Source organism: Photobacterium proteolyticum (assembly GCF_001939735.1).
Taxonomy (GTDB): Bacteria; Pseudomonadota; Gammaproteobacteria; order Enterobacterales; family Vibrionaceae; genus Photobacterium; species Photobacterium proteolyticum.
In genome coordinates, this window is the sequence record NZ_MJIL01000075.1 from 157,742 (window position 1) to 181,316 (window position 23,575).

The window sequence follows — 23,575 nt, forward strand, 5'->3', positions numbered from 1 at the left end:
ACCTATAATGCCAACTGCTTGGGTAGCATTGGCTGTCCGCCCAACTCATCAATAAACCAACGGACAAAATCCCGGGTATCCGATACCAGCCGCGCTGTTTCCGTCTCATCACGGGTATAGGTAGTCAGTGCCGGCTTCACACTGGGAGAGTGAAGCGACAAGATAAAATCACGCTGACCAATTTTCTGCTGGGAATAGATCAGTTGCTGCATTTCCCTAAGGGTAACCCCTTCGGGAGAGAGTCGGTACCGACGCATTCTCAGGCATTTTCCGATAACTTTTTTAAGCAGGCTTTTTTGCCATTCGGTAAACACAGCCGAATGCCTGTTGGCATAATGCTGAAATACAGGCAAAGCCGATAATACCGAGCTGGTATGAGGAAAATAAATCAGGCCATCCTTCGAAAAAATCTTATTCCCGTACCGACTAAAATCAGGACCATTCTGGTGGGAAAAATCACAATAGGCGCTGATGCTAAGATCAACCTTGTAACCTAGCTTTGCAAGGCTACTCGCCGTATTACTCCCGATACCGTATCTGCCAGCCAGATACGTAACAGGACGAACTCCTACAACTTCCTCTATCCGGTTCGTCAAGTTCTCCAGCTTTCTGTATTCCTGATCTTTCGGTAAATTTCCAGGATAAGTGTTTACCCCGGTGACGGAGCCATCTTGCTCAAGTTCCTCATGAGGCGGATTCACCCATGGGTGCAAGTGGGCGGCAAACTCAATATTACTATCTGCCAATCCGCGATATCTCTCGATAACGGAAGCACCTTCCTCACTAGAGATGAAAGGATAGTCCATAGCCAGCGTTACTTTCGCTTCTGCATCCAGCAGTTTATCAATCAGTACCATTAACTCTTTATGGTGAGTCACCGACTGATTTGCCACCTTGGGCCCTTTACTCCAGTCGAACTCTTCTTCTGCGTGGATAACTACAGCAAGCCTGTTGGCCATAGCATGCCTCCAAATTCAATTATTGTTATCTACGTCAAATTTTTCTTCCTATAGATAATGGCACAGCACATAAATTTTAACCAAGTTACAACAAAAAAATCACACACCAAGGTAAGCACTGTCTATGAAAGTGCAAAACATATTTAATGTGTTGTAGAACATTGTTGTCATCGCCTACCTATACTCACTACTAGTAACCAGATCCAACATGCTTGTTCGCAACAACTACTTAAGTGGGACGTTCATGAGCTATTTTGCCTTTACCAACCGGCGCTCTCTTATCACCCTGGGGGGAATGTTTATGTTCTTTCTTGCGCCCCCAAAACCTGCCCTGTCACAGCCTAACCTATTTAATAGCTATCCATCGCAAGAGCATCGCTGGCCGACTGTCGGCCCCAATTGGAAACAAGCCCCCGCCAGGCTTCAATTACCTGACAATGCATTGCTCATTTCAGACCAACAAGCACTGATTAAAGCGTTAAAAAACGTATTGCCGGGCCAGCAAATCATCCTAGGAAACGGCACCTACCGGATACATAGCAAGCGTCTCCGGACAACGAATACAACCCCGACGAAAAGGCAGCCGATCTCCTTACGCGCCCTGGAGCCGGGGAAAGCCACGATAGAGCTGGATAGTCTTGAAGGGCTCTACCTCAATCAACCCTATTGGCGAATATCGGGTCTGCGCTTTATAGGCAAGTGTATAAACCAATCGCGCTGCGAGCATGCTATCCATGTTGTAGGTAATGCCAGCCACACCCTTATCGAACATAATGAATTTATTGACTTTAATGCAGCGATTAAGGTCAACCGAGACCGAGAGGCTTTTCCTGATCACGGCATAATTCGCCATAACCACTTCTTTTTCACGGTCCCCAGAAAAGTCGACAACCCCGTCACCCCTATTAATGTCGATCATGGCAACAACTGGCTGATCAGCAGAAACATTATCCGCGACTTTATTAAGCTCGGAGGCAACCAAATCAGCTATGGTGCCTTCATCAAGGGGGGAGCAACTCAAGGGACAATCGAGAACAACCTCGTCATCTGCAATTCCACCAGCCAGCAGTTTCCCGGCTACCGAATAGGTTTGTCATTGGGCGGAGGCGGTATGGCACAACAGCACCGCCGGGGAGAGAGTGACACTGAAACCACCGGAGCCGTTGTTCGTAACAACATTGTCACTCGCTGTAATGACGCCGGTATTTATATAAACAAAGGCAGACAGTCGACGGTTAGCAACAATGCCCTGTACGATACTCAGGGTATCGATATCCGCTATCCCCAATCTAATGCCTATATCGCCAACAATATTTTAAGCGGCAACATCAAGCAGAGAGATAGAGGCCAAGCAGAATCAGAAGCCAACTTGATCAGCGCCCGACGCTTTTGGTTTGGCAAGGAAGACATTGAAAGCTGGTTCCTCTCGCCAAAGAACGGCAACTTTTCCATTCAAACAGAGCAGATCAGTCAGCAGCTTCATTCGGGCGCGAAGCCCTACCAGCTGCTTCCAGATCATGAAAACAAGGACTTTTGCGGCAATCGCCTTAGCCTCGACGACAAGTTCAGGGGTCCATTCAAAGCGGAGAAGGACTGTTTCCGCTAGTTATCCGACGCTTGAATCTTCGCAGAGAATCTTCAACCTTCAGCGCCAGATGAGGCTGTTGATAGTGATAGGTGGCAACAGGCGACTCGCTATTGGCAAATGTCTGCTTATAGCGGGTCACCCCGGCCATGAAGTCATAACCTTCCATCCCCTTTGACAACGCCTGGTTGATAAGCAGGTAATGTGCCGTCAACCCCGGCTTTAAATGCTTGTCCTGCAGGTTATAGTTCAGCGCACTCAGGTAAAAGTACACCTGGTTGTCGTAGTGGAAGTTGTAGATAACCCCAATCGGCTCATCACCGGCGCAAAGAGTATGAAGCACCACTTCTCCGCTCTCGGCCCCTCGTCGAATCAAAGTATGGTGAAAGTGTTTGAACTTGGGGTTGGTAAATCCACTCTGGCCGGGCAGGGCTCCCCAACGTGCAATATGGAAAGGCTCGGCATCGGCAAACATGGCTAATGCCTCATCTGTCGTCGTGGCTGTGGTAATAGTTATCTTGCCTTGGCGCTCATACCTTTTCAGGCTTCGCTTTATCTGATACCGGCCACTTCGCGACAGGCTCTGCTCCAGTGACATATCATCCGCCCGAAGCCGATTGAGATCGAGCTTATAGGCCACCGAGTCCCAGACACACCGGCTTTCAGCCCCTAGCCTCAGAGCGCTATTAAACAGACCTTTCTGGCAGGCTCCTATTACCAAGGCACCATTACCGACCAGTGACAGGAAAATTTTCGATAACATCGTGGTACGCGCTTTTTCGGCATATGCCGGCAGCAACAGAAAATCATTGTACTCAATACATAATTGATCTTGTTCAGGATCCCCAGTCTGGTGCAGAAAATAGCTCTGCCTCGAGTCAAAGGGCAGTCGGCTTTTTTTAGCAACTAGGATCCCCAGCCCGACAACCTCCTTTCCCGTCCGGGCTTCGACAAGGTAGCAGTCATCAACGCAGCACTCTAACCATGTACCAATCCACAACCAAGACAGGAAAAAATTCGGCCGGGACCGAGCCTCTAGCTGTTGCCACGCTTTGGCAAGTTTCTCTCTGTCAGGATTATAAAAAACGTCACATTGCACAGAATCATTTCCAAGCTCCATGGAGAACTGCCTCATCAATAAGACTAAAATACCTTTTATTCAACATAAGCATAGCAGCAAGCTCACCAGTAAGTGGCAAGGACAAGAAATTAAAATCGTTCAAATATTGCCCGGCTGGCTATTATAAGAACGATGAACTTTTTTGACCCTCTGGAGCGCGTATGAAACTGACAAACAATTTACTGCCTGGAAAAAGGAGCCTCGGGGCGACAGTCAATGCTTGTTGAGCGCTTCCCTCTTCCCTGGTTAGCACTGGCCTGCTACTGCCTTTTCATCACCTATGTCTCGCTCATACCCGGCCAGGGAGAGGGAGACCTCACCGACCTCAAGCAATATAAAATACCACACCTCGACAAGCTGCTTCATATTGCGGCCTATTGGCTGTATGCCCTGCTGGCACTGTTGGCGATGTCCCGAGTCAGCCAGCGCCGATGGCTGGCGAGTAGCTTGCTGCTTTTGCTGATATTGCACGGCGTGGCGCTGGAATACCTCCAAATCACACTGACTCTCAACCGGGAAGCCTCGCTGCAGGATATCATCGCCAACACTGTAGGAGTGATCCTGGGCTACTTGACCATGCTGGTTTATCAAATCTGCCAGGCGAGGCGCAGCCACTAAATCATCAGCTCAGACTCGTCTTTCTTCATCGGGTTGAGTCGGTACAACCCTTTTCTGATCAAATGAGGCACCAGCTTTGAAATCGGCAAGCGCTTCAAATGGCCTCTGAAATAGAGCACAAACAAAAGCCATTGATCACCAAATTCATGATGAAGCGGAAATACCGAGCTGAACACCTTGGTAAAAGCCGGATCGAGCAAGCGGAAGAGAAATGGGTTGGGTTTAAACTGTTCATAGAAACTCACCACCTCGTTCGGAACATCAAGACGGAAAAACAGGCGGCAATAACGAAGCGCAAAATACATACACTCACCGCTCCCAATTGAGTGCTGCAACTGAATGAGCCTATCCCAAAAATCCGATTGCTGACTAAAGCACCGAATTAGCTGAAAAATATCAAAAAGATCTCTCACCCCTTTATGAAACTCACTCTCATAAAAAAGGTGTATCGCACTATGGAGAACCATGGCCTCTGGACTAAGCACCTGAGCACCGCTATTGTCGGGAAGTGGCCGGGTGTGGCTATGCAAGGCTGCAGGATCTGGGCCGTGACGTAGCACTGACGGCAGAATATTAAAATGCACATCCAGCTCAGTCTGCCGTTCAAAGTGTTGTAACGGAGGGATTTCCTGTGAATAGTCCCGGTAAAACTTATCGTCATAGTCCGTCATTTTTTTATGCAGCCAACCATGTGCTATCAACACCTGCTCGGCGGTTTCGATCTGTGCCTGAGGAACCAAAATATCAATGTCACTCATGATCCGGCCCTGCAAACTGCCCAGCCCCGAAAGCTGGTAGGCCGCTCCCTTCAAATACACCCAATGCACACCGAGTTGATTGAACAGCTGACTAATATGAGTATGTTCCTGTTCCAGCAACCTGATTTGGTTGGTATACGAGTATTGAGCTGACAACACATGCCGCTGAAATTCAACCGGAAGATCAAACCAGATATCAGCCTCGTCACACAACCATTTAAGCTGTGCCAGCATATTGTAAAACCGGGCCTCAGCAACAATTTGCGACAGCTTACGAGGGTCCATGGAAAGCAAAAGAGCGGGGCTTCGAAGAATATCGACCAGTTTTACCGCCGTTATTTTTTTCATCTATCCCATCCCTGATTGCAGCTTCGCAATCTGCTAGCTGGTTATATTCTATGTATATTACATCCGTATCCTGGACAACCTGTTTGGCACAGGCAAATCCCACCCGGTTCAACAAACCAAAATTGAAACTATTGTTGATCAGCTCCATCAGAGCTTCGCACTTTTCAACCTCCTCGACATAACACGGCTCGTTTGGCGAATACTTAACAAATACAATAAGCGATATCGGCACACTGATATGGGCATTCGCCACGCTGGATGCCGGCGGCTTTACCAAGCACACTTTGCCTTTCGAAGTATCAGCGATCTCCTCACTAAAGCTCGTCGCTGGAAAAAAATCTCGCGCCAGATCAATGGCTGCATTTTTTAAATTCATCGGCCGTGCCAAGCCGTACAGTTGCCTGGTCTCAGGGCAAATTAGCGCCAGCTCATCCGAGAGCAATCGCCACCCCTGTGAAACCAGGTAAGCACAGAGAGTACTTTTTCCGGCCCCCGAAGGGGCCGAAATCATGATCCCCTTACCGTTTTTCTCCAAGGTAGCAGCATGAATAATCAAATACTGGTGCGCATGGTTGGTGATCAGCCAGTTCATGCCCCACTCCAGCATTGCCGGGGCCTGATTGAGCGGAAGTGGCTTAAAGGGCTCGCCACCGTTAAAATAAAACCGCGCCTGGGGCTTTATCCAGCGACGAGCTAATGTCCCCGGCATGATGGAGACATTAAAATCGACAAAATGTGAGTTCGAGGCATCCAACAGCGCACCTTGATAATGGGTTTGCAAGTAACGCTGAACACTTGGAATAGATGTCCTGACCTCGGTAATGAACGGGCCGCTTTTCAAATAGTACCACTTCGTTAAAGAGAACATCTTGCGGGTCCTCAGCTGGGCAATAGGATCTGCATTGCGAGCAATTGCTCAATAACGCCCGGTGCGGGTTGGGGGTGCTTACTCATAAAAAGATCGATTTCATCAGCATGGCTACCCGCATCTCCAAGCCGCTCAAGCAAGGTCACGACAGAGATATCGCAAAGCATCGACTCAGACGTAAACGGACTGTAGATAACACTGCGTGATTGATGCTTGAAGGTACAGAGCGCTATAGAAAACTCACGATTAAGCACAATATGTTCAGGCAGAGTGTTCGGCATGTGCCTCCCTATTATCAGTCAGCTCCAGAGCTGCAGCTGACTGATGAGATCCGCAAAGGCTTTCTTGATGGCAGGCGATCGCTCATTAACACTGGCATGGCTATTAAGCTCATCGGCCAGTTTGGACGCTAATACCATGATCGTTTCAATCACGGCACTTTCAACTTGCCGGGTATTGTAAGGGTAGCGAATCACACTGGTAGAAAAAAAAGCATTCAGGTAGGCCGCCACCAGCACCTGGTGAAAGTGTCTGGGACGCAAAGACACCTCGAGCGCTTCACCTGAGCCACTCGACTCGGTAGGCTCAAAAGTCAGCGCCAGCCTGAACTGGCCACCACCATGAGCACCAAGCACATGCTTGATGCGTACATCACTGGTCTGCTGAACGCTAAGCTTAAATTTCCAACCTTTAAGAGGAACCGTCTGCCAGTGGTAAAAGGGGCTGAGGAACAACTGGTTAAAGTACGTACTGCCGCTTATCTGACCATTATTTAAGGCCTGCCTGAGCGGATAAGTGTTATCTCCCTGTCGGCTTCTGATCACTTGACTCCAACGCTGCGGATCAACAGCGTCATAACTGCACAGCTGTGGGTTAGATGCATTACCCGACACCATAATTGAGCAATTTTGCCCTCCCGCTCCACTGCCCCAACTGGCATGGCTTTTCAGCGAAAACAGTACCGGTGAAATAGCCGCAGAGGTGTGCAAGAAGCGACGACGGGAAAAACGGGACTTACCTTCCGTTGCAGATCGATCGACGTCATTATCGGCAGAATTGCTTTCCTGCCCACTATCGTCATGAATAGCCGACTTGTCTTGATTCATAATAGCCCCTAACACCACAATCTGATCAACGGGTCAAACTTCTACCACATAAACGTACAAGAAAAGTAAAGTTCATATTGGTAGGCCTTGCAAGTTTATTTACTTTGAAGAAATACCCATTAATGTGCCCAAATTTAGAGACTTAACGTGTCATATCATTGTCTCTTTTCACTCTATTGCCTGCTCTGCTAATAACAGACTTTCTGAATCAAAACGTTATAGCGATATGGGAAGGTTTGTTCTCATTCTCGCTGACAACGTTAGTCATCTCACCAGCACGCCCCATTAGCAGATCAGATCACACTTTGAGTTTTTTAACTCAAATTCTCAACATTAATAAATTTCCACGATCACAATACCTTGCCTATTTTGTTGCTTTTTTACGCTTTAGAGGGGCTCAAATCATGACAAAAAGCTGACAAAAGGCGCCGTTTTTTTCTCCACAATGCTTCCTGTCAATAACAGCAGCAACGTGAAAAACAATGAAATATCATAACCTTACAATAAAAACCGGCGCACTAGCTTGCGTATTGCTTCTCTCTGCATGTGGCTCAGGTTCAACCTCTCCATCAGGAGCCGACTCAGGACAATCAAGTGGTACTCCGAGTATCCCTAACGAAGGCACACCGACAACTCCTGGTACTGGCACCCCTAGTAATCCAGGCACCGTTATCCCAGAACAACCGACAACACCTGTCCCACCCGTCGAGGATGCGGTCATTGTCGTTGACGGCAAAACTTACTCCTCCATAAGCCAAGCCGAAAGCGCAATTCAAAACAATAGTCTGGTGCAGTTTGGCAGCGGCATCTTTACACAAGGAATGACCATTCGAGCTGACAACGTCAAACTGGTAGGCAGTGACGGCACACACTTCAAGGGGGCGCAGGTTCAGAACAAGGGGACCTTTGTTATCGCCGGTGACAGCGTCAGCATGGAGAACATTGAATGTAGCGGCGTCAGTGTTCCAAACGAAAACGGTGCCTGTATCCGACAGGAAGGCAAGGATCTTCACCTAAGCGGCGTTTATTTCCATGACAGCGAACAGGGGATCCTGACTGCCAAAGACACCGGCAGCCTGATCATTGAGTACAGCACTTTCGAAAATCTGGGTAAAGGCGGACTCGCCCATGCCGTATACAGTGCCAATGAGCGCCTGGAGATTCGTTACAGCAAATTCTACAAGTCAAAAGATAACGGCCATGAAATCAAATCCCGGGCCAAGGAAACCCTGATCGAGTACAGTGAGATTGCATCACTCGACAGTAATGACAGTCGACTGGTTGATATTTCCAACGGTGGAAAACTGACCATCAGAAACAGCATGCTTGAGCAAGGGCCAAATACTGCTAACTACCAGGTGATCGGATTTGGTATGGAAGGTGTCGATCAAGGCGTTCCCCAGTCTGTCGAGCTGACCAATAACATCATCCTGATGGAAAGAGCGAAAGGCAATGTCTTGCTGGGCCTACCTTCAGGCAGTGGCTCGTTCCAAATTTCCATCACCGGCAACGACATCATCGGTACCCCGTTTAATGACAAGGCCGAGCATAATATTGAACAAAACAACAATATTTATGACAGCCGTTCAGACTACGGGCTTGGTGCCTTCCCGGCCCTACCGAGCATCGGTCTTTAATACCGGCATAAGTTTCACGGTTCTGCGTTGTGACTAGCGGATCCAATATGGGTCCGCTATCACCCGCAGCCTTTCCTCATCGATACAGCCTCAATTATCCTCATTCCTAGTGCCCCGCTGCGGGCTTCCTGAAATCTACCCAACCCTCCCGGCCAGCAACCTGGTAGCCAGTATTCTCTTCTTATAAGCCAAAGGAAAGTTGCTACACTCAGAAGATTGAATTCTCATCAAAAGCACAACAACAACGCTTGGCCTTCAGTCATGAGGAGAGATAAGCATGAAGATTATTGCTTTTGCTGCAAGCACCCACAATAAATCAATCAACAAACAGCTCATTCATTATGCCAGCCAGCTGCTGGACAAAGTACAAGTTGAAATATTGGATCTCAACGATTACGAATTACCGCTCTACAGCCAGGACAAAGAAGATGAGCTTGGCCACCCTCAGCTGGCTAAAGATTTTCTGGCCAAAATCGGCAACAGCGACGGCGTACTGATCTCATTTGCCGAGCATAACGGATCGTATGCCGTCGGTTACAAGAACATCTTTGACTGGTGCTCACGCATCGAGCCCAAAGTTTTTCAAAATAAACCGATGGTGCTGCTTGCCACCTCACCGGGCTCGATGGGCGGTGCCAGCGTTCTGGCAGCAGCGGTACAATCTGCTCCCTATTTCGACGGTATCGTCAAAGCCAGCCTGTCGATCCCCAGCTTTTACGATAACTTCGATGCCGACAAGCAAATTCTGCGGCATGATGAGCTAAACGAACAGCTCAAAGATGCGGTCAGCCATTTGAATCACTTGAAGTAACCAAACCAGAACCAGCCCCTTAGTGTTCACAACAAACTTGGGCCCAGTAACAGGCTTATGGATAGAAATTTGGCCAGTCTAACTGGCAAGTAATGTCATTGTAAACTGATTACGCTGATGCATTGTTTGGTCGTAAACAGGAGTGCTGAGTTATGATCTCCGTCAGCACTCATTTCCTTTAGCATTATGGCTATCAACTTTTCTGGCCGTCATTTTCCTTCAAATATCATCCTCCAGGTTGTTCGTTATTACGTTTCTTATAAACTCAGCTACCGTGAAATCAAAGATATCATGGTTGAGCGAGGTATCCATGTTGATCACTCAACCATCAATCGGTGGATCATCAAATATGCACCATTACTGGATCATCGGGCACGTCGAAGAAAGAAGCCTATAGCCTCTTCGTGGCGGATGGACGAGACATACATAAACGCCAAAGGTCAGTGAAAGTATTACTATCGGGCTGTTGATAAATACGGCAATATCATTGATTTCTTTACTGTTTGGTCAACGGGATGAGAAGGCTTCTCGCGCGTTATTCAACAAGGTGATAGGCCATAACGGCTTACCTAAAAAAGTGATGATAGAGAAGAGTGGTGCAAGTGCTCATTTTCGGGGCGTGGGGTTGCTGGGGGTTGACCATTTTGCCCTGAAGCAAAATATAGAGGCCGCTATCGACAATGCGTGCATAACCGGCTTCCGTCGATGTAGTTGATACTCTGCTTATGGCAGTAATCGCGAAGAAAGTCACTGAGCAGGTTGCAGACAAGCAGGGGCGTGATGCCGGCTCTGTGGCAAAAAATTCATCCAAGGATTAAAATTTCTTCTTTCCTCACCTAATCTAGCGGCTCAATGACTAACCCCGAATTCAAATGGAGGCACTTTGCCCCCGAGATCATTCTTTTGTGCATTAGCTAGTATGGTTCGACGCCAGTGAGTTACGCCAACCTCAGCGGCATGCTGGCAGAGCGAGGAGTTTCAATTAATCGTTCGACCATTTATCGTTGGTTCATTGAATATGCCCCGGCATTACGCAAGAAGTTACGTCGCCATCAATGCATCCGGACTGACTCTTCGTGGCTACTTGATGAAACCTGCTTCAAGGTGAAAGGAAAATGGCATTATCTGTACCGGGTTATCAACAAACAAGGCGATAAGCTGGATTTCTTTCTCTCACAAGCGTAATAAAGAATCCGCTTATCCGTTTCTTAGGCGATGCCTGAGATTTACGACTTAGTCAATCAGCCTAAAACGTTAAAAAACCGACAAACATACTTCATCCTCCAATTCGATTACCCGTCTGAAGAAGTAGGGACGGCTGCGATCGGATGTCGGTCTTTATCGTATTACTTTTCTCGTGTTGATTGACTCTACAATAAGGATATTTGTTTGACATCAAAGTGAGCGCTTGAGAAAAATTCATGTTCATATTCACCAGTGATTCTCACTTTATCCTTATCAGAAAAAGACTCAACCTTATCAACTCGAATGTTTACAGGAATTTCATCGACACCATCTGTAAACAAGAACGTTTTTTCATTGACTTGCTTAATGATATAACCTTCTAACGTAAAGCTCTGGTCTTCAAACCAACTGTCTTTTTCTGATAGTTCTGCGATAGTGACCAAATCAATCGGCCCCGTATAGTTAATGCTAGACTGAGTTACAGTATGATTTTCACCCTCATCATGTTTACCGTCATGGCCACCATCAGATGCCAGAGCTGCACCGGAACCAACCAATAAAGTAGAAAGGATAGCAACGGCGGCTACAGATTGCTTTTTTTCCACACGAATACTATTGATTTTTTCTTTTGCTTGTTCGACAAAACTTTGAATATTCATATACAGCCCTAACTATTGATTCCAAATTTCTTTTAGTCTGTACTTTACAGAACACCGCTTAATGTTTAATGAACCCACAATTCACATTACGTTCAGGTCTATAAAACAACGGTAAAGGCGTAACATCACACAGAAGTAATCATGCCCTCTGAGAGGTATGTAGATACAAAAAGAGCCACCAATAGCGATCCTGTCTTATTTGCTAGCTGAATAAATCAGTCAAAGTTGATATCACATCTTTCATATCTGACAATTAACTATCAGATATGAAAAAGGTATGAAGCTTTCTCGCTAACATAACTCGTTGTTGTGATTCGGTTTATGGGGGGATGTTTAATACAGGTATACAGCCCCTGAGTTAGGAGATGAATTCCCCCCTGCACCATCAGTAATACTCGAACTTTCACCGTGGGAACCGATAGCTAGCGTTCTACCATCAGAGCTAAGACTTATAGCATCACCAAAGCGATCAAAGCTCTTAGCCTCTAAGGCTTTCAGGTACGTACTCTGCTCCCAGCCCATATCACCATATGTGAAAACATAAACAGCCCCAGAAAAAACTTCTGAGTTATCCGACTCCCCACCTAAATGACTGGAGCTCTCGCTAGAGGCACCTACCGCCAACGTTCGGCCATCAGAATTCAAGCTTACAGAACGACCAAAATTATCCCACGCTTCAGCATTAGAGGCTTTCAAGTAAGACTGTTGAGCCCACCCAGCGGAATCGTTTGAAAACACATAAACAGAACCTGATAAAATTTCGGAATTATCATTCACGCCACCAGTGACGCTAGCATCTTCACCAACAGCCCCTACCGCGAGTATACTTCCATCAGAATTTAAACTAACAGAATAACCAAAATAATCGGAACGCTCGGCATTTGAAGCCTTAAGGTACGCTTCTTGTACCCATATATTTTCAAGCCGAGAAAAGATGTAGACGGCCCCAGAGTCACTTAATGAATAAGTAAAACCGGTTCTGTCTGAATCCTCACTGGGGGCCCCTACTGCCAATACACTTCCATCTGAGCTCAGGCTAATAGCCTTTCCAAATTGGTAAGAATATGAAGTAGTACTATCGGCATTAGAAGGTTTCAAGTATTCTTCTTGAGACCAACTTGCTCCGTTGCGTACAAATATATAAACCGCGCCAGAGTTACCTGACGAATTATCCGACTCCCCCCCAACAGTACTGGCATCTTCGCCATAAGCACCAATCGCGAGAATTCCCCCATCAGAACTCAAGCTAACAACCTCACCAAAAGAATCGTAGCTATCAGCATTTGAGGCTTTCAAGTAGGCCTGCTGAGTCCAAATATCCCCATTAAGATCAAAAATATATACCGCCCCAGAGTCTGGTTCTGAGTTTCCATCCGCCCCTTCATTACTCCCTGCATCCTCTCCGGTAGCGCCAACAGCTAATGTGTTGCCATCAGCACTTAAACTAACGGACCGACCAAAATTATCCCCCTCCTCAGCATTCGACGCTTTAAGGCGCGCCTGTTGAACCCACAAAGAGCTTTCTTGCTTAAAAACATATACCGCACCTGAGTTCGATATTGAATTATCGGACTCTTTGCCATTGTAACTAGAGCTCTCCCTAGGGGCACCTACAACTAGCGTATCACCACTGGAGCTTAGGCTTACGGCGCTACCAAAGTTATCATTTTTATCAACATTAGAGGCCTTAAGATAGCCAATTGCAGCAAAGTAGGTTGATTGATCCATACGAACGATGTTACTTAGTGTTCTGTTACTCCCATTATGCGCGATAACAAAAAAATCTTGGTTCACTAACTCCGAGGATAGCAATTCAGGTAACACATATTCTGTATTGGAAGTCGCAATGTTCGATTGAAGAACCTCACATTCATCATCTTTCGTCTGATCCTTGCGGCACAATGTATATGTCCCTGCATTGCTGCTAGTAGACCAAGAAAACTGAAATGCCTTTGCTCCATTAGTTGATGCATTAATTGAATGTAAATTAAACCCGCCAGGAATTAAATACACCTCAGAAGTTGACGTTGTCGTACTGGACGTTGGACCAGACTCAGGTTCTAAGCTTTGCGTTACATTAACCTCAGGAGTTGAAGTAGAACCGCCACACCCAGAAAATAAGAATGAAAAAGCAAAAGCTAAAAACTGATGTTTTTTAAAATAAGACATAACCATTACACGCAGTAATAAAATGAAAATTAATACATAAGTCGTATGAAAAATTTGTTCAAGACATATACCCCCCCAATAAATGGACGATTCACTTCTGTTCAGTTTACGGGTGTTATGGGCCTTGTTGCGTGAATCAGTTTGAACTCTTTTCGAAAGTGACGATCTGATCGCTCATGTACCATCATTGCACTATGACATATGACAACCATGAGCAAGGCAAAGCCCCGTTACAAGACCATCATCTGAAAAGAGTATAACCAAGATCTTATCAACAGAGGTTCAATAACCTTCTGGATTGATGGGGAAGCGATATTGTCATGGGAGTGTTCCTCCCACCTTGGTGGATGTGGTCGAGGTAGTCATCCGATTTATTCATCACTACGGCATTGATGATTAAACGGTTATTCAACCTATCTTTTCGCGCAATGGAAGGCTTGACTAACTCGATACTGGCGTTAATGAATATGTCACTTCGTTGCCCAAGTTACTCTCGTATCAGTCGAAGAGCAAAGAGCGTTGATGTTTCAATCAAAATACCTGTTAGAGGTGAAATTCACCATTTAGCCATTGATGCTACTGGACTTAAAGTTTTCGGTGAAGGTGAACGGAAAGCCAAGAAGCATGGTGCCGAAAAACGGCGTTTATGGCGCAAGCTTCATCTTGCTGTTGATACTCATCAGGTTGTCAGTGCTGAGCTCTCACTTTCAACAGTTACCGATGATAAAGTTCTTCCTGAGTTATTGAAGAAAACTCATCGCAAAATCCAGTCAATATCAAGTGATGGTGCTTACGATACTCGGCGATGTTATCAAGCGATTAAGCGAAAACAAGCAAAACCACTCATCCCCCAAGAAGCGGTGCAGCATACAGGAAAGGGGGCACCCGAGAAATCAAGCTGTTGCCTGTCAACGCATTCATGGTAGCAATGAGCACTGGAAGAAAACATCGGGGTATCACTCGCGGTCGATATCCGAAACCGCGATGTCGAGATATAAACGTCTTCTTGGCTCAAGCTTGAGCCTACGAGATTATGATGTTCAGATTGGCGAAGCCTATGCCGCTGCCCGAGCTTTAAATTAGTTGTCGAGCTTGGGCATGCCACAAACAACCAGAGTTGATTAACCAAAATCAGTGATGGCTTCGCTCGGCTTTATTTCTATTTACGCAACAAAGCCGGTGTTATGGTAAATCCTCTTCTTAAGAGAGCTGGTTCATTGACTCTAATACTAACTTCGTAACACTGAATCTTCCATAGATTACGTCCCTAAACGGTAGTCCGACTACGGCGGAAGCTAAGTAGCTGTAAGCTCATCGCATAATTGAGTTTCCATATACTATGCACATACCTCATTCAGCCAAACTGTTGTTCGAAAAAGATAAGGGGTGGGAGCAATGGAGGCACGCCAGTATTGCTGTGCCTCGCCCGGTTGCAACCACTTAAAATACCCCTCGAAATAAAAACCAGTAATATTTTCATAACAAAATGTAATTTGATTACCCGCGATTATCATTGTATTCATTTATCATAAAAGGAAATGATATTAAAAATATTCAAGGGTACTAAAATAGTAGGAACAAAAATTAACAGGAATTTTAAAGTAATGATAAAATAATTCTTACTTCGTGAATTTTTCAATTCCTACTAGATACTTGCAGATATTGATTAATGAATTATTTCCCGAACTTTTGGTTCATTAAATGTGCTTTATGGTAAATCACGATCGATAGAAACAATCACTTAACATATAGCTAGGTAAAGAGATGACTTCAGCATTTAATTTGGGTATCTATTTATGTTTTTAATCCGCAAACAAAAAAATAAAAACATCGAAATAAAACAACTAATTGAAAAAGAGCGAGCACGGCACAAGCAAGAGGTTGACGCGCTAGTTGCGCAACTGGCCATAAATGAAGCTAACCTCCAACAAGAAAAACAGTGTAATCATCTAGATTCAGCACTTATGGCCAGCCATTTACGTGGCAGTTCCATGTTAGAAAGTATTCGACAATGTTTAGCCACTAGTGCTCAAAATTTAGTGACTGAAAATGATGAACTTAAACAACTTGATGAGACGTTCATCCAAACCCATGATGCACTTTCACGTTTAGAAAATCGTGCTGAAAAGATAGGCCATCAAGCAAATAACAGTATGCAAGCAGCAGTGACTTTAGATAAGACCGCCGTCTCTATCGGCCAACTTGTACTGACTATCCAAGAAATCTCTGCACAAACGAACCTACTCGCTTTAAATGCAGCAATAGAAGCTGCACGTGCAGGTGAAGCAGGGCGAGGATTCGCAGTGGTTGCAGATGAAGTGCGGGCTCTCGCAAGTAAGGCACACGATGCCAGTGGAAAAATAGAAGACTTAGTCAACCAAGTCCTCAATCAGACCAATGAGATCAAAGCCACGATTAAAGAAAACCAACAGTGTGCTGAAGAGGTATCTGCATCATCCGAGCAAATTGATGCTGTGGTAACAGATGTATTGTCTAGATCTCAACACATGCAGAGAGTGATTAGCGTTGCAACTGCTCGTACTTTCTTAGACACAGTGAAATTAGATCATGTCGTCTGGAAAAACAATGTATACAGCATGATTGAAAAGCATGATTTCAATGCCACTGTCAACACCCATACGGAGTGTCGGCTCGGTAAATGGTATTTCGAGGGAGATGGCGCCAATCAATACAGTCACTTACCGAGCTTCAGTCAAATAGACCAACCGCATAAAAAAGTACACGACTTGGGGCGCTTTGCCATTCAAGCAGGGGCAAACAATGATTACAACACGCTCATCCACCAACTGCATGCGATGGAGGATGCCAGCGAACAAGTCGCGGCAAAAATTGATCGATTGCTAGACGACATAATTCATGATGTGTCACCGAAGTAAAGCTGTTAAGTTCAGGGGCACACAAAGATCTAAAGGAAAAAGCCAGCTAAATGGTTAATGCCGAGCGAGCAGGCACTATGATTGCCTGCTCGCTCTTGAAGACGCGACCTCGCTTGAGTTAACCCATCGTACAGTGCGGGGGGAGATGGGGCATACCACATCGAACATGCGCTCCAGAGTCATGCACGCGCGCTCCGTCTTGCTGTTTGCGCCGGATGAGCAACATGTCGTCGTGCTGATTGAGCAAGAACGCTGGACGAGAGGCCTACGGGCAAAATCAACGCCATGCGAGTCGGCCCTACGAAGAGAAAGAGAGCTATAAATGGGAGCGTGCCTCACGTGCCATGGAAACTCGTCTAGGTCCTGACATGGAAAGAGTTATCTCGGTCTGTGACCGGTAGGCTGACATTATCGAGTACCTGACCTACAATGTCTCAACCATCAGCACTTTGTTGTTCGCTCTATGCAGAGCCGCTGTATCAAAGAAAGTACAGAGAAGCTTTACCAGTACCGCGGCTCCTTGAAGCGTGCCGATGTCAGAGCGGTCCAGGTCAGACAGAAAGGCGGTCGCAAAGCTCGCAAGGCAACTTGCGACGTTCGGTACGCGCCAGTGACGGTAAAAATCCCGGCCAACAAAACTGGCGAGCCTGTGCCGCTATATTACGTGGGTTGCCAGGAAAGCGGCAGCGATAACGGCCTTAGCTGGCATATCCTGACGTCAGAGCCCGTCAAGTCCAAGGAAGATGCGAAGCACATTCTGGACTACTACGTGAAACGCTGGTTGATTGAGGTGTTCCACAAGGCCTGGAAAAGCGGCGGCACCCAGATTGAAGATTTGCGGGTGGTGGTAGTACTGGCCTTCATCGCGGTACGGCTTCACCAACTGCGCTACCTCGGGCTCAACAAAGAAGAATCAGAAAAACAGAGCTGTGAGACGATATTAAGCCCACTGCGTGGAAACTCCTGTGGTCAAAACAGAGTAAATCAAAGCCGCCAAAGAAAGCCCCAAGCCTGTACTGGGCGTACATTAATCTCGGAAAGCTTGCGGGTTGGTATGTGACTCAAAACGTAATGGCCTGGTTGGCTGGGAAAGGCTGTGGGAAGGATGGTTCATGTTTCAAACCATCCTTGAGGGTTACCTGTTAGCCCTCTGCCTGTTACACAATCGCGCAAGTTAGATTCCGATTTAACGTAACAGTCACTCAACGTACCAGAACAAGAGTAAAGCAATCAAGACGATACCCTTAATGCTAATTCTGTTTGAATCTAGTGCTAAATATGTACTTATTCATGATCATTGTTGATGATTGATAACCAATAATGATCATATATAAACTTTTTCCCTTCTGGTTTTAGGTTTCGCATCAACAATCATTAATTTCTTATTTTTATGTTTAATATTAATTAATATCTATGTCAGTATAGTTTTTCTTGTTGCAGAGACCTAGCCAAAATTTAGGGCCCACCAATTGAGCCTGATTACTTTACTGAGTCGCTTTAGTTTTGGCGGCTTTTTTTTGTCATAACATCACGGCTTTTCACTACCAATTTAACGTAACAGAACTCAGTCTAGCATTAATTATACGGGACCAATCGATTTGGTCACTATCGCAGAATTGTCATAAAAAGACAGTTAGTTTGAAGACCAGAGTTTTACGTTAGAAGGTTATATTATTAAGCAAGTCAATGATAAAACGTTCTTGTTTACAGGTGGTGTCGATGAAATTCCTGTAAACATTCGAGTTGATAAGGTTGAGTCTTTTTCTGATAAGGATAAAGTGAGAATTACTGGTGAGTATGAAAATGAATTTTTCTCAAAACCTCACTTTGATGTCAAACGAATCACCTTATTTTCGATTTAATCTACGTGACAAAAGTAAGCAATACAATAAAGACCGTCACTTGGCGGTCTTTTTAATTTGATAGTAGCTCCATGATTAGGGTCATTGAGTGGCCTCTATATTAAAGATAACGGGCCTGCTTGGCCTTCTCTTTGGTATCTTCTAGCATTTCACCACCAAACTTCTTTGTTCTCAGTTCTTCCGCGAGTTCAAACCTGTCCACACCCAGATCTTCTAAAGCCTGTTCTATCGCAAGTGAGTCGAGTCCTTTTTGCTTTAGCTCTTGTTTAATGCGATTTAGTCCATGTCGTTTGTTAACTGTTTTCTGATTTCTTTTTCGATGAGTCTTGAGTCATCGAGCTAATGGTGTGAGACAAGACGCACCATCACCGCATCACGATTTCATGTTATCTATACGCTTGGCCTGATAGTTGTTACTCCCTCTTTTTACCGGATCTAGCCACTGATTTTGCGGATAAAAAACGATCGATTCAACGTTATGGGCACTTAACGCACTGAGAATGTAAGTTCAAATTAGATGTTTTGTAAGAGGGACACACATTTTTTTTACTCTTTATCTTGTAAACAAGTTCGTTTTATAACTTTTTATAGCGGCTTAATTTTGAATAAAACCAATGCAATAATATTCTTTTTTTCCCTTCTTATGTTTGGTTGTAATAGCTCTACTTCAACGAACTTAACGTCTGATGAGACTTCAACGAGCTTAACGACTGAGAGTGACTCAGTCCCAAAGTCCTTTAATTTACAAGATATACGGGCGTTACCAGATAAAACTAAGAGTTTTAATTTTAAATGGAGTGACTCTATTAATGCTGAAACATATCAAATATGCCGTCAAAACTCCGCATACTTTAAAAACTGTGAACCTATTGGAGATGTGGTGTCAACAACGTCAAATGAGGTTTCAATTGATAATGAATTGTTGAATAGTGGTCTAGAGTTCTTCGTGATTGCTTCTAACCAAAGTGGTGAAATGTTAAGTAATCATATGACTATATCCCCTGATGAATTATTGGCTTCTATTGGCCATATTCAAGCTAAAAGAATACAGGATGCTATGGGGTGGGATGTCTCTTTGAGTGCTGATGGAAACACCCTGGCCGTTGGGTCTGAAAACTATGTTTTTATTTTCAATAATTTAAATGATCAATGGCAAAAACATGCAATTCCAATCGAGGGGGGGAGTTCCACGGTTTCACTCAGTGCTGATGGTAATACTATTGCTTTTTATAACTCCCTCTCAGGTGAAGTTCATATTTATGTTTGTTCAGAAAACAAATGGACACGGCAAGCGATCCTCCAGGCTGATTATGTCGAGCCGAGTGATAACTTCGGCCTATCTCTGTCGTTAAGCACCGATGGTAGTACTTTAGCTATAGGGGCTGACGGTGAGGACTCGAGCAGTATTGGCGTTGGTGGTGATATGGACAACAATGATGCAGAGAACTCAGGAGCAGTATACATTTATTATCGAACGGAAAATTTATGGAGCCAGCAGGCTTACCTTAAGGCTTCTAATGCATTTTCAGGTGATCAATTTGGTTGGTCTGTTTCACTCAGCGGAAATGGAAATATTTTAGCTGTCGGAGCTATTGGGGAAAGTACTAATGCATATGGCTTTAGAGGAGTAGCATTTGGTCACGATCCACAGAGGTCTGGTGCCGTATATATATTCGTTAGAAATGAAGATGATTGGGAGCAGCAAGCATCTTTCAAGACTGAATATCCACAGCCTGAAGATCTTTTGGGATATTCTTTGTCGCTTAGTGCTGACGGAGCTACATTAGCAGTAGGAGCAATAGGAGAAGATTCTAGTGATATAGGGCCAGGCGGTGACGATAGTAATCACAATGCCTTTTATTCTGGCGCTGTGTACATATTTACTCATTCGGCAGGGTCTTGGACTCAGCAAGCCTATATCAAAGCTTCCAATGCACAGAGTGGAGATAGTTTTGGCGCAGATGTGTCACTAAGTGCCGATGGAACAATTTTGGCTGTAGGGGCGGAGGAAGAGGATTCGGATGCACAGGGCATTGATTCCGAGCAAGTAAATAATGATGCGGAGGATTCTGGAGCTGTTTATGTTTTTCGGCGTCAGGGGGATGTATGGAGTCAGAGTTCTTATGTTAAGTCTGCAAACACCTTATCTTCGGAATTTTTTGGAGTGTCTGTTTCACTTAGTTCGGATGGTAATACTCTATCGGTAGGGAGTGATGTCAGTGGATCTGATGAGTTTGGTTCTGTTTATATATATTAACTAAATAAATTTTAACCTGTTTTTTTATGTGATGTTTTGGTTCGTATTGAACATAATACCCGTAATGAACACTGAACTGTACACTGAAAGGTCGCTATCATGCGGCCTTTCACATACCTGAACTTTGACGGTTTTGTCGCAAACTGGAGTGGTAGGTTATGATCTTCACCAACATTCACCACTTCCAACATCATGACCATCAAATTCACAGNGATTTTAGACTTTAATCATCAAGTCTTCCTGAACAGGGCACTTATTCACCCAGAGTATAGAACGACATAATCTGGCATTGAGAGAGCGATTAAATCGAATGAATCGCAAACCCATTGGTTTCTCTAAATCTTAAGAAAGCATGGCAAGGTCATTAGCACATTCATTGAGCGTGGGTTCTGCAGGCGCTGGTTCAACAAGTTGGCGTCACGACCCGATTATAGATCGAGCGCACAACAAAATGCTGCCTGGTAAGGCTATACTGCAAGAGCTTCACCTACCTCGGTGTGCTCAATCGTTACCGGGCCGCCTAACCGTATCAAAAAACACATAGCTTTAGTCGCGCAACAAGCCCTCAATAAACCATCTTATAGGGGTTTATTGCTTTATCTGGCCGGGTTTTTAACAACTGTAGAATCCACATATATTGTTCAGGATAAGGACTTACCATAGCCTCCAGTGCTTGGGCCAGAAGATTGGCATCTTGTTGAGGATCGCCTGTTGGTAGCCCTTTTATTTCTTGATGAATATGGATTTCTACTTTACCAGTCGTATTGTTATAAACGGGCATCATCGGTACGATAGCCGCACCTGTGAGGCGGACAATCTTCCCCAAACCGGAGAACGTCGCCTTTTGTGTTGCAAAGAAATTGGTAAACATACTTTGTTCGGGCCCAAAGTCTTCATCTGGCAGGTAGTAGCCTAGGTATCCTTCTTTTATTGAGCGTAAATAATGTTTTATGCCGTCTTGTCGAGCATGACAACGGCCGCCATATTGAAGGCGCTGACGACTAATTAGCCAGTCATAAATAGGTTGGCGATATTGTGGCTTCATCATTGCAGCTACAGGAAAACCTAACGACGCCCAGTAGACACCCGGAAAGTCTATGGCCCAACAATGGGGGACAAGCATTATTACCCGACGATCTGCTGAAACAATTCCATCGAGGTATTCCTGGCCAAAGACTTGGGTCCGTTGTTGCAGGTGTTTGCGGCCACGGAGGCTAAGCTCACCCATTGCCAAGATTACCTGTGACGCGGAGATATACATATTATCAACCATGGCTTCACGTTCTTCGTTACTTTTTTCCGGAAAACACAATGCCAGGTTGACACGTGCCCGATGACGGGATTTTTTGATATAGCGGCCAACGTGTTTCCCCAAAAAACTGGCAATAGGATCACGGACACGCCACGGAAGCAAGGAAAGCAACATCAGGACGAATACGCTAAGCCATGTTCCCCAATGTTTCGGGTGTAAAAAAGCCCACTGAAATGTCGGATTGTATTGAGAAAGAGTTTGATTATCTGATGTTTTCAACTAATAGACCCCTACTGATTACTGTCACCCGAATAATATGCGCAATATTTACGGAATAGTGCTTAATAGCAGTTGAACATTGAGAGGAATTTTTCAACTTTTCAGCGATGAGGCCTGTAGTGATGTGATGGACGGCGTCAAGGTGCCAGAGTTAAGTTGTTACTGCTTAAGGTTTTGTCGCAAACTGGAGTGGTAGGTTATGATCTTCACCAACATTCACCACTTCCAACATCATGACCATCAAATTCACAGGCCGGCATTTTCCTTCCGATATCATCCTCCAGGTTGTTCGTTACTACGTTTCTTAGAAGCTCAGCTACCGTGAAATCGAAGAGATCATGGCTGAGCGGGGTATCCACGTTGATCACTCAACCATCAATCGGTGGGTCATCAAATTCGCCCCGCTACTGGAGCACCAGGCACGCCGAAGAAAGAAGCCTGGCGCCTCTTCGTGGCGGATGGACGAGACTTACATTAACGTCAAAGGTCACTGGAAGTATTATTACCGAGCCGTGGATAAATATGGTGATGTGATTGACTTTCTAGTGCGTGATACGCGAGAAGAAAAGGCGGCGAGAGCCTTTTTCCAACAGGTCATCAGCCAAAATGGATAACCGAAAAGGTGGTGATTGACGGCAGCCATTCCAACGCGTTGGCACGGCATCATATCATATTGGGCTTTGGCAGCATGGCCTGATGCTCAACCTCATTGAAGTCCTTCAAGTGAAATACCAGAACTATATTGTCGAGCAAAGCCACCTCAGAGTGAAAGGAAAAATGAACCAGGCACTGGGCTGGAAATCTGACGAAGGCGAAAAGGCCACATTAGCCGGTGTAGAACTTTGATCGATGATTAAAAATGGGCAGCTCGACAACCCTGATGGTTTATCTGTCTGGGATGAATTCTACGTATTTGCAGCCTAATTGCATCTGGAAATCGGTACGCTTGTACTTCAGCATAACTTTGCGACCAAACCAGCGAAATGAACTTTTCGATGAAATGTGCACAATACCCCTAAGAGAATTTTGGGGAAAGGGTTTTCATGTTTTTTTTATGTGTGGTTTTGTAAATTTCCCTCTCTTTTTTCAAATTGTAATTTCGTATTTTTAAAGAACTTAAGAGCCCATTTACTTGATGATTGCTCTGGAACCAAAGAGATATTGCTGACTATGACGTATTACTGTGGATTAGATTGATGCAAGAT

16 protein-coding genes and 6 pseudogenes are annotated in these 23,575 nt (G+C 45.1%); 13 read left to right on the plus strand and 9 right to left on the minus strand.

Annotation, left to right across the window (positions count from 1 at the left end; genetic code table 11):
- Window positions 1-2: 2 nt before the first annotated feature.
- Window positions 3-959, minus strand: a complete 957-nt coding sequence (locus BIT28_RS13655; protein ID WP_075764562.1) for a polysaccharide deacetylase family protein — start codon at window positions 957-959, stop codon at window positions 3-5.
- A 244-nt stretch (window positions 960-1,203) separates the two neighbouring features.
- On the opposite strand from BIT28_RS13655, the gene BIT28_RS13660 reads away from it, so the two are divergent.
- Window positions 1,204-2,565, plus strand: a complete 1,362-nt coding sequence (locus tag BIT28_RS13660; RefSeq protein ID WP_075764564.1) for a chondroitinase-B domain-containing protein — start codon at window positions 1,204-1,206, stop codon at window positions 2,563-2,565.
- Here the strand turns inward: BIT28_RS13660 and BIT28_RS13665 are convergent.
- Window positions 2,537-3,643, minus strand: coding sequence for a GNAT family N-acetyltransferase (locus tag BIT28_RS13665; protein WP_175577528.1), 1,107 nt, complete (start codon window positions 3,641-3,643; stop codon window positions 2,537-2,539). The genes BIT28_RS13660 and BIT28_RS13665 overlap by 29 nt on opposite strands.
- Before the next feature lie 237 nt (window positions 3,644-3,880).
- Between BIT28_RS13665 and BIT28_RS13670 the strand changes: the two genes are divergently transcribed.
- Complete coding sequence (locus BIT28_RS13670) at window positions 3,881-4,282, plus strand: VanZ family protein (RefSeq protein WP_075764568.1); 402 nt, start codon at window positions 3,881-3,883, stop codon at window positions 4,280-4,282.
- Here BIT28_RS13670 and BIT28_RS13675 read toward each other — a convergent pair.
- From BIT28_RS13675 to BIT28_RS13690, 4 genes are read right to left on the minus strand one after another with little or no spacing between them, the layout of a single operon-like run.
- Window positions 4,279-5,388 carry a nucleotidyltransferase family protein gene (locus tag BIT28_RS13675; protein ID WP_083651843.1) on the minus strand — a complete coding sequence of 370 codons (1,110 nt, stop codon included), beginning with the start codon at window positions 5,386-5,388 and terminating at the stop codon, window positions 4,279-4,281. The two genes, BIT28_RS13670 and BIT28_RS13675, sit on opposite strands and share 4 nt — an antisense overlap.
- Window positions 5,312-6,256, minus strand: a complete 945-nt coding sequence (locus tag BIT28_RS13680) for an HprK-related kinase A (protein ID WP_075764572.1) — start codon at window positions 6,254-6,256, stop codon at window positions 5,312-5,314. The genes BIT28_RS13675 and BIT28_RS13680 overlap by 77 nt, the downstream gene beginning before the upstream one ends.
- 11 nt (window positions 6,257-6,267) lie before the next feature.
- Window positions 6,268-6,537: a hypothetical protein gene (locus BIT28_RS13685; protein ID WP_075764574.1), complete on the minus strand. Its 270-nt coding sequence runs from the start codon at window positions 6,535-6,537 to the stop codon at window positions 6,268-6,270.
- An 18-nt stretch (window positions 6,538-6,555) separates the two neighbouring features.
- Window positions 6,556-7,362 (minus strand): hypothetical protein, encoded by an 807-nt coding sequence (locus BIT28_RS13690; protein ID WP_075764576.1) that lies wholly within the window; start codon window positions 7,360-7,362, stop codon window positions 6,556-6,558.
- A gap of 482 nt (window positions 7,363-7,844) precedes the next feature.
- Between BIT28_RS13690 and BIT28_RS13695 the strand changes: the two genes are divergently transcribed.
- From BIT28_RS13695 to BIT28_RS13715, 4 genes and pseudogenes are all read left to right on the plus strand, one after another.
- Window positions 7,845-8,999 (plus strand): hypothetical protein, encoded by a 1,155-nt coding sequence (locus tag BIT28_RS13695; protein WP_075764578.1) that lies wholly within the window; start codon window positions 7,845-7,847, stop codon window positions 8,997-8,999.
- Between the two features lie 277 nt (window positions 9,000-9,276).
- On the plus strand, window positions 9,277-9,810 hold the full coding sequence (locus BIT28_RS13700) for an NADPH-dependent FMN reductase (protein WP_075764580.1): 534 nt from the start codon (window positions 9,277-9,279) through the stop codon (window positions 9,808-9,810).
- Between the two features lie 186 nt (window positions 9,811-9,996).
- Window positions 9,997-10,417, plus strand: a pseudogene (locus BIT28_RS29955) (IS6 family transposase); the annotation flags it as partial.
- Window positions 10,418-10,662: 245 nt separating this feature from the next.
- Window positions 10,663-11,119, plus strand: a pseudogene (locus BIT28_RS13715) (IS6 family transposase); the annotation flags it as partial.
- A 61-nt stretch (window positions 11,120-11,180) separates the two neighbouring features.
- Here BIT28_RS13715 and BIT28_RS13720 read toward each other — a convergent pair.
- A complete protein-coding gene (locus BIT28_RS13720; protein ID WP_075764586.1) occupies window positions 11,181-11,654 on the minus strand; it encodes a YgiW/YdeI family stress tolerance OB fold protein in 474 nt (157 codons plus the stop codon).
- A gap of 333 nt (window positions 11,655-11,987) precedes the next feature.
- Window positions 11,988-13,823 (minus strand): FG-GAP repeat protein, encoded by a 1,836-nt coding sequence (locus BIT28_RS13725; RefSeq protein ID WP_175577529.1) that lies wholly within the window; start codon window positions 13,821-13,823, stop codon window positions 11,988-11,990.
- A 270-nt stretch (window positions 13,824-14,093) separates the two neighbouring features.
- Here BIT28_RS13725 and BIT28_RS13730 point away from each other — a divergent pair.
- The 6 genes and pseudogenes from BIT28_RS13730 to BIT28_RS30370 all read left to right on the plus strand — a co-directional run bounded on the left by BIT28_RS13730 (window position 14,094) and on the right by BIT28_RS30370 (window position 21,185).
- Window positions 14,094-14,906, plus strand: a pseudogene (locus BIT28_RS13730) (IS5 family transposase).
- Between the two features lie 713 nt (window positions 14,907-15,619).
- The gene (locus BIT28_RS13735) at window positions 15,620-16,720 is read left to right on the plus strand and encodes a methyl-accepting chemotaxis protein (RefSeq protein ID WP_075764588.1); all 1,101 of its coding nucleotides are present in this window, start codon (window positions 15,620-15,622) and stop codon (window positions 16,718-16,720) included.
- Window positions 16,721-16,787: 67 nt separating this feature from the next.
- Window positions 16,788-17,898, plus strand: a pseudogene (locus BIT28_RS29005) (IS4 family transposase); the annotation flags it as partial.
- A 474-nt stretch (window positions 17,899-18,372) separates the two neighbouring features.
- A pseudogene (locus BIT28_RS30365) lies at window positions 18,373-18,582 on the plus strand (NirD/YgiW/YdeI family stress tolerance protein); the annotation flags it as partial.
- A gap of 601 nt (window positions 18,583-19,183) precedes the next feature.
- Window positions 19,184-20,839, plus strand: a complete 1,656-nt coding sequence (locus tag BIT28_RS13755; protein ID WP_175577530.1) for an FG-GAP repeat protein — start codon at window positions 19,184-19,186, stop codon at window positions 20,837-20,839.
- Window positions 20,840-21,128: 289 nt separating this feature from the next.
- Window positions 21,129-21,185 (plus strand): hypothetical protein, encoded by a 57-nt coding sequence (locus BIT28_RS30370; RefSeq protein WP_425439633.1) that lies wholly within the window; start codon window positions 21,129-21,131, stop codon window positions 21,183-21,185.
- A gap of 219 nt (window positions 21,186-21,404) precedes the next feature.
- On the opposite strand, the gene lpxM is transcribed toward BIT28_RS30370, so the two are convergent.
- Window positions 21,405-22,370 carry a lauroyl-Kdo(2)-lipid IV(A) myristoyltransferase gene (lpxM, locus tag BIT28_RS13765; RefSeq protein ID WP_075764592.1) on the minus strand — a complete coding sequence of 322 codons (966 nt, stop codon included), beginning with the start codon at window positions 22,368-22,370 and terminating at the stop codon, window positions 21,405-21,407.
- 233 nt (window positions 22,371-22,603) lie between these two features.
- Here lpxM and BIT28_RS13770 point away from each other — a divergent pair.
- A pseudogene (locus tag BIT28_RS13770) lies at window positions 22,604-23,216 on the plus strand (IS6 family transposase).
- Window positions 23,217-23,575: the final 359 nt, after the last annotated feature.

Coding starts and splice junctions, on each gene's coding strand:
- BIT28_RS13735 (WP_075764588.1), top strand. CDS start 15,620: ATGTTTTTAATCCGCAAACAAAAAAATAAAAACATCGAAATAAAACAA.
- BIT28_RS13695 (WP_075764578.1), top strand. CDS start 7,845: ATGAAATATCATAACCTTACAATAAAAACCGGCGCACTAGCTTGCGTA.
- BIT28_RS13685 (WP_075764574.1), bottom strand. CDS start 6,537: ATGCCGAACACTCTGCCTGAACATATTGTGCTTAATCGTGAGTTTTCT.
- BIT28_RS13680 (WP_075764572.1), bottom strand. CDS start 6,256: ATGTTCTCTTTAACGAAGTGGTACTATTTGAAAAGCGGCCCGTTCATT.
- BIT28_RS13700 (WP_075764580.1), top strand. CDS start 9,277: ATGAAGATTATTGCTTTTGCTGCAAGCACCCACAATAAATCAATCAAC.
- BIT28_RS13660 (WP_075764564.1), top strand. CDS start 1,204: ATGAGCTATTTTGCCTTTACCAACCGGCGCTCTCTTATCACCCTGGGG.
- BIT28_RS13690 (WP_075764576.1), bottom strand. CDS start 7,362: ATGAATCAAGACAAGTCGGCTATTCATGACGATAGTGGGCAGGAAAGC.
- BIT28_RS13655 (WP_075764562.1), bottom strand. CDS start 959: ATGGCCAACAGGCTTGCTGTAGTTATCCACGCAGAAGAAGAGTTCGAC.
- BIT28_RS13670 (WP_075764568.1), top strand. CDS start 3,881: ATGCTTGTTGAGCGCTTCCCTCTTCCCTGGTTAGCACTGGCCTGCTAC.
- BIT28_RS13725 (WP_175577529.1), bottom strand. CDS start 13,823: ATGTCTTATTTTAAAAAACATCAGTTTTTAGCTTTTGCTTTTTCATTC.
- BIT28_RS13675 (WP_083651843.1), bottom strand. CDS start 5,388: ATGAAAAAAATAACGGCGGTAAAACTGGTCGATATTCTTCGAAGCCCC.
- BIT28_RS13720 (WP_075764586.1), bottom strand. CDS start 11,654: ATGAATATTCAAAGTTTTGTCGAACAAGCAAAAGAAAAAATCAATAGT.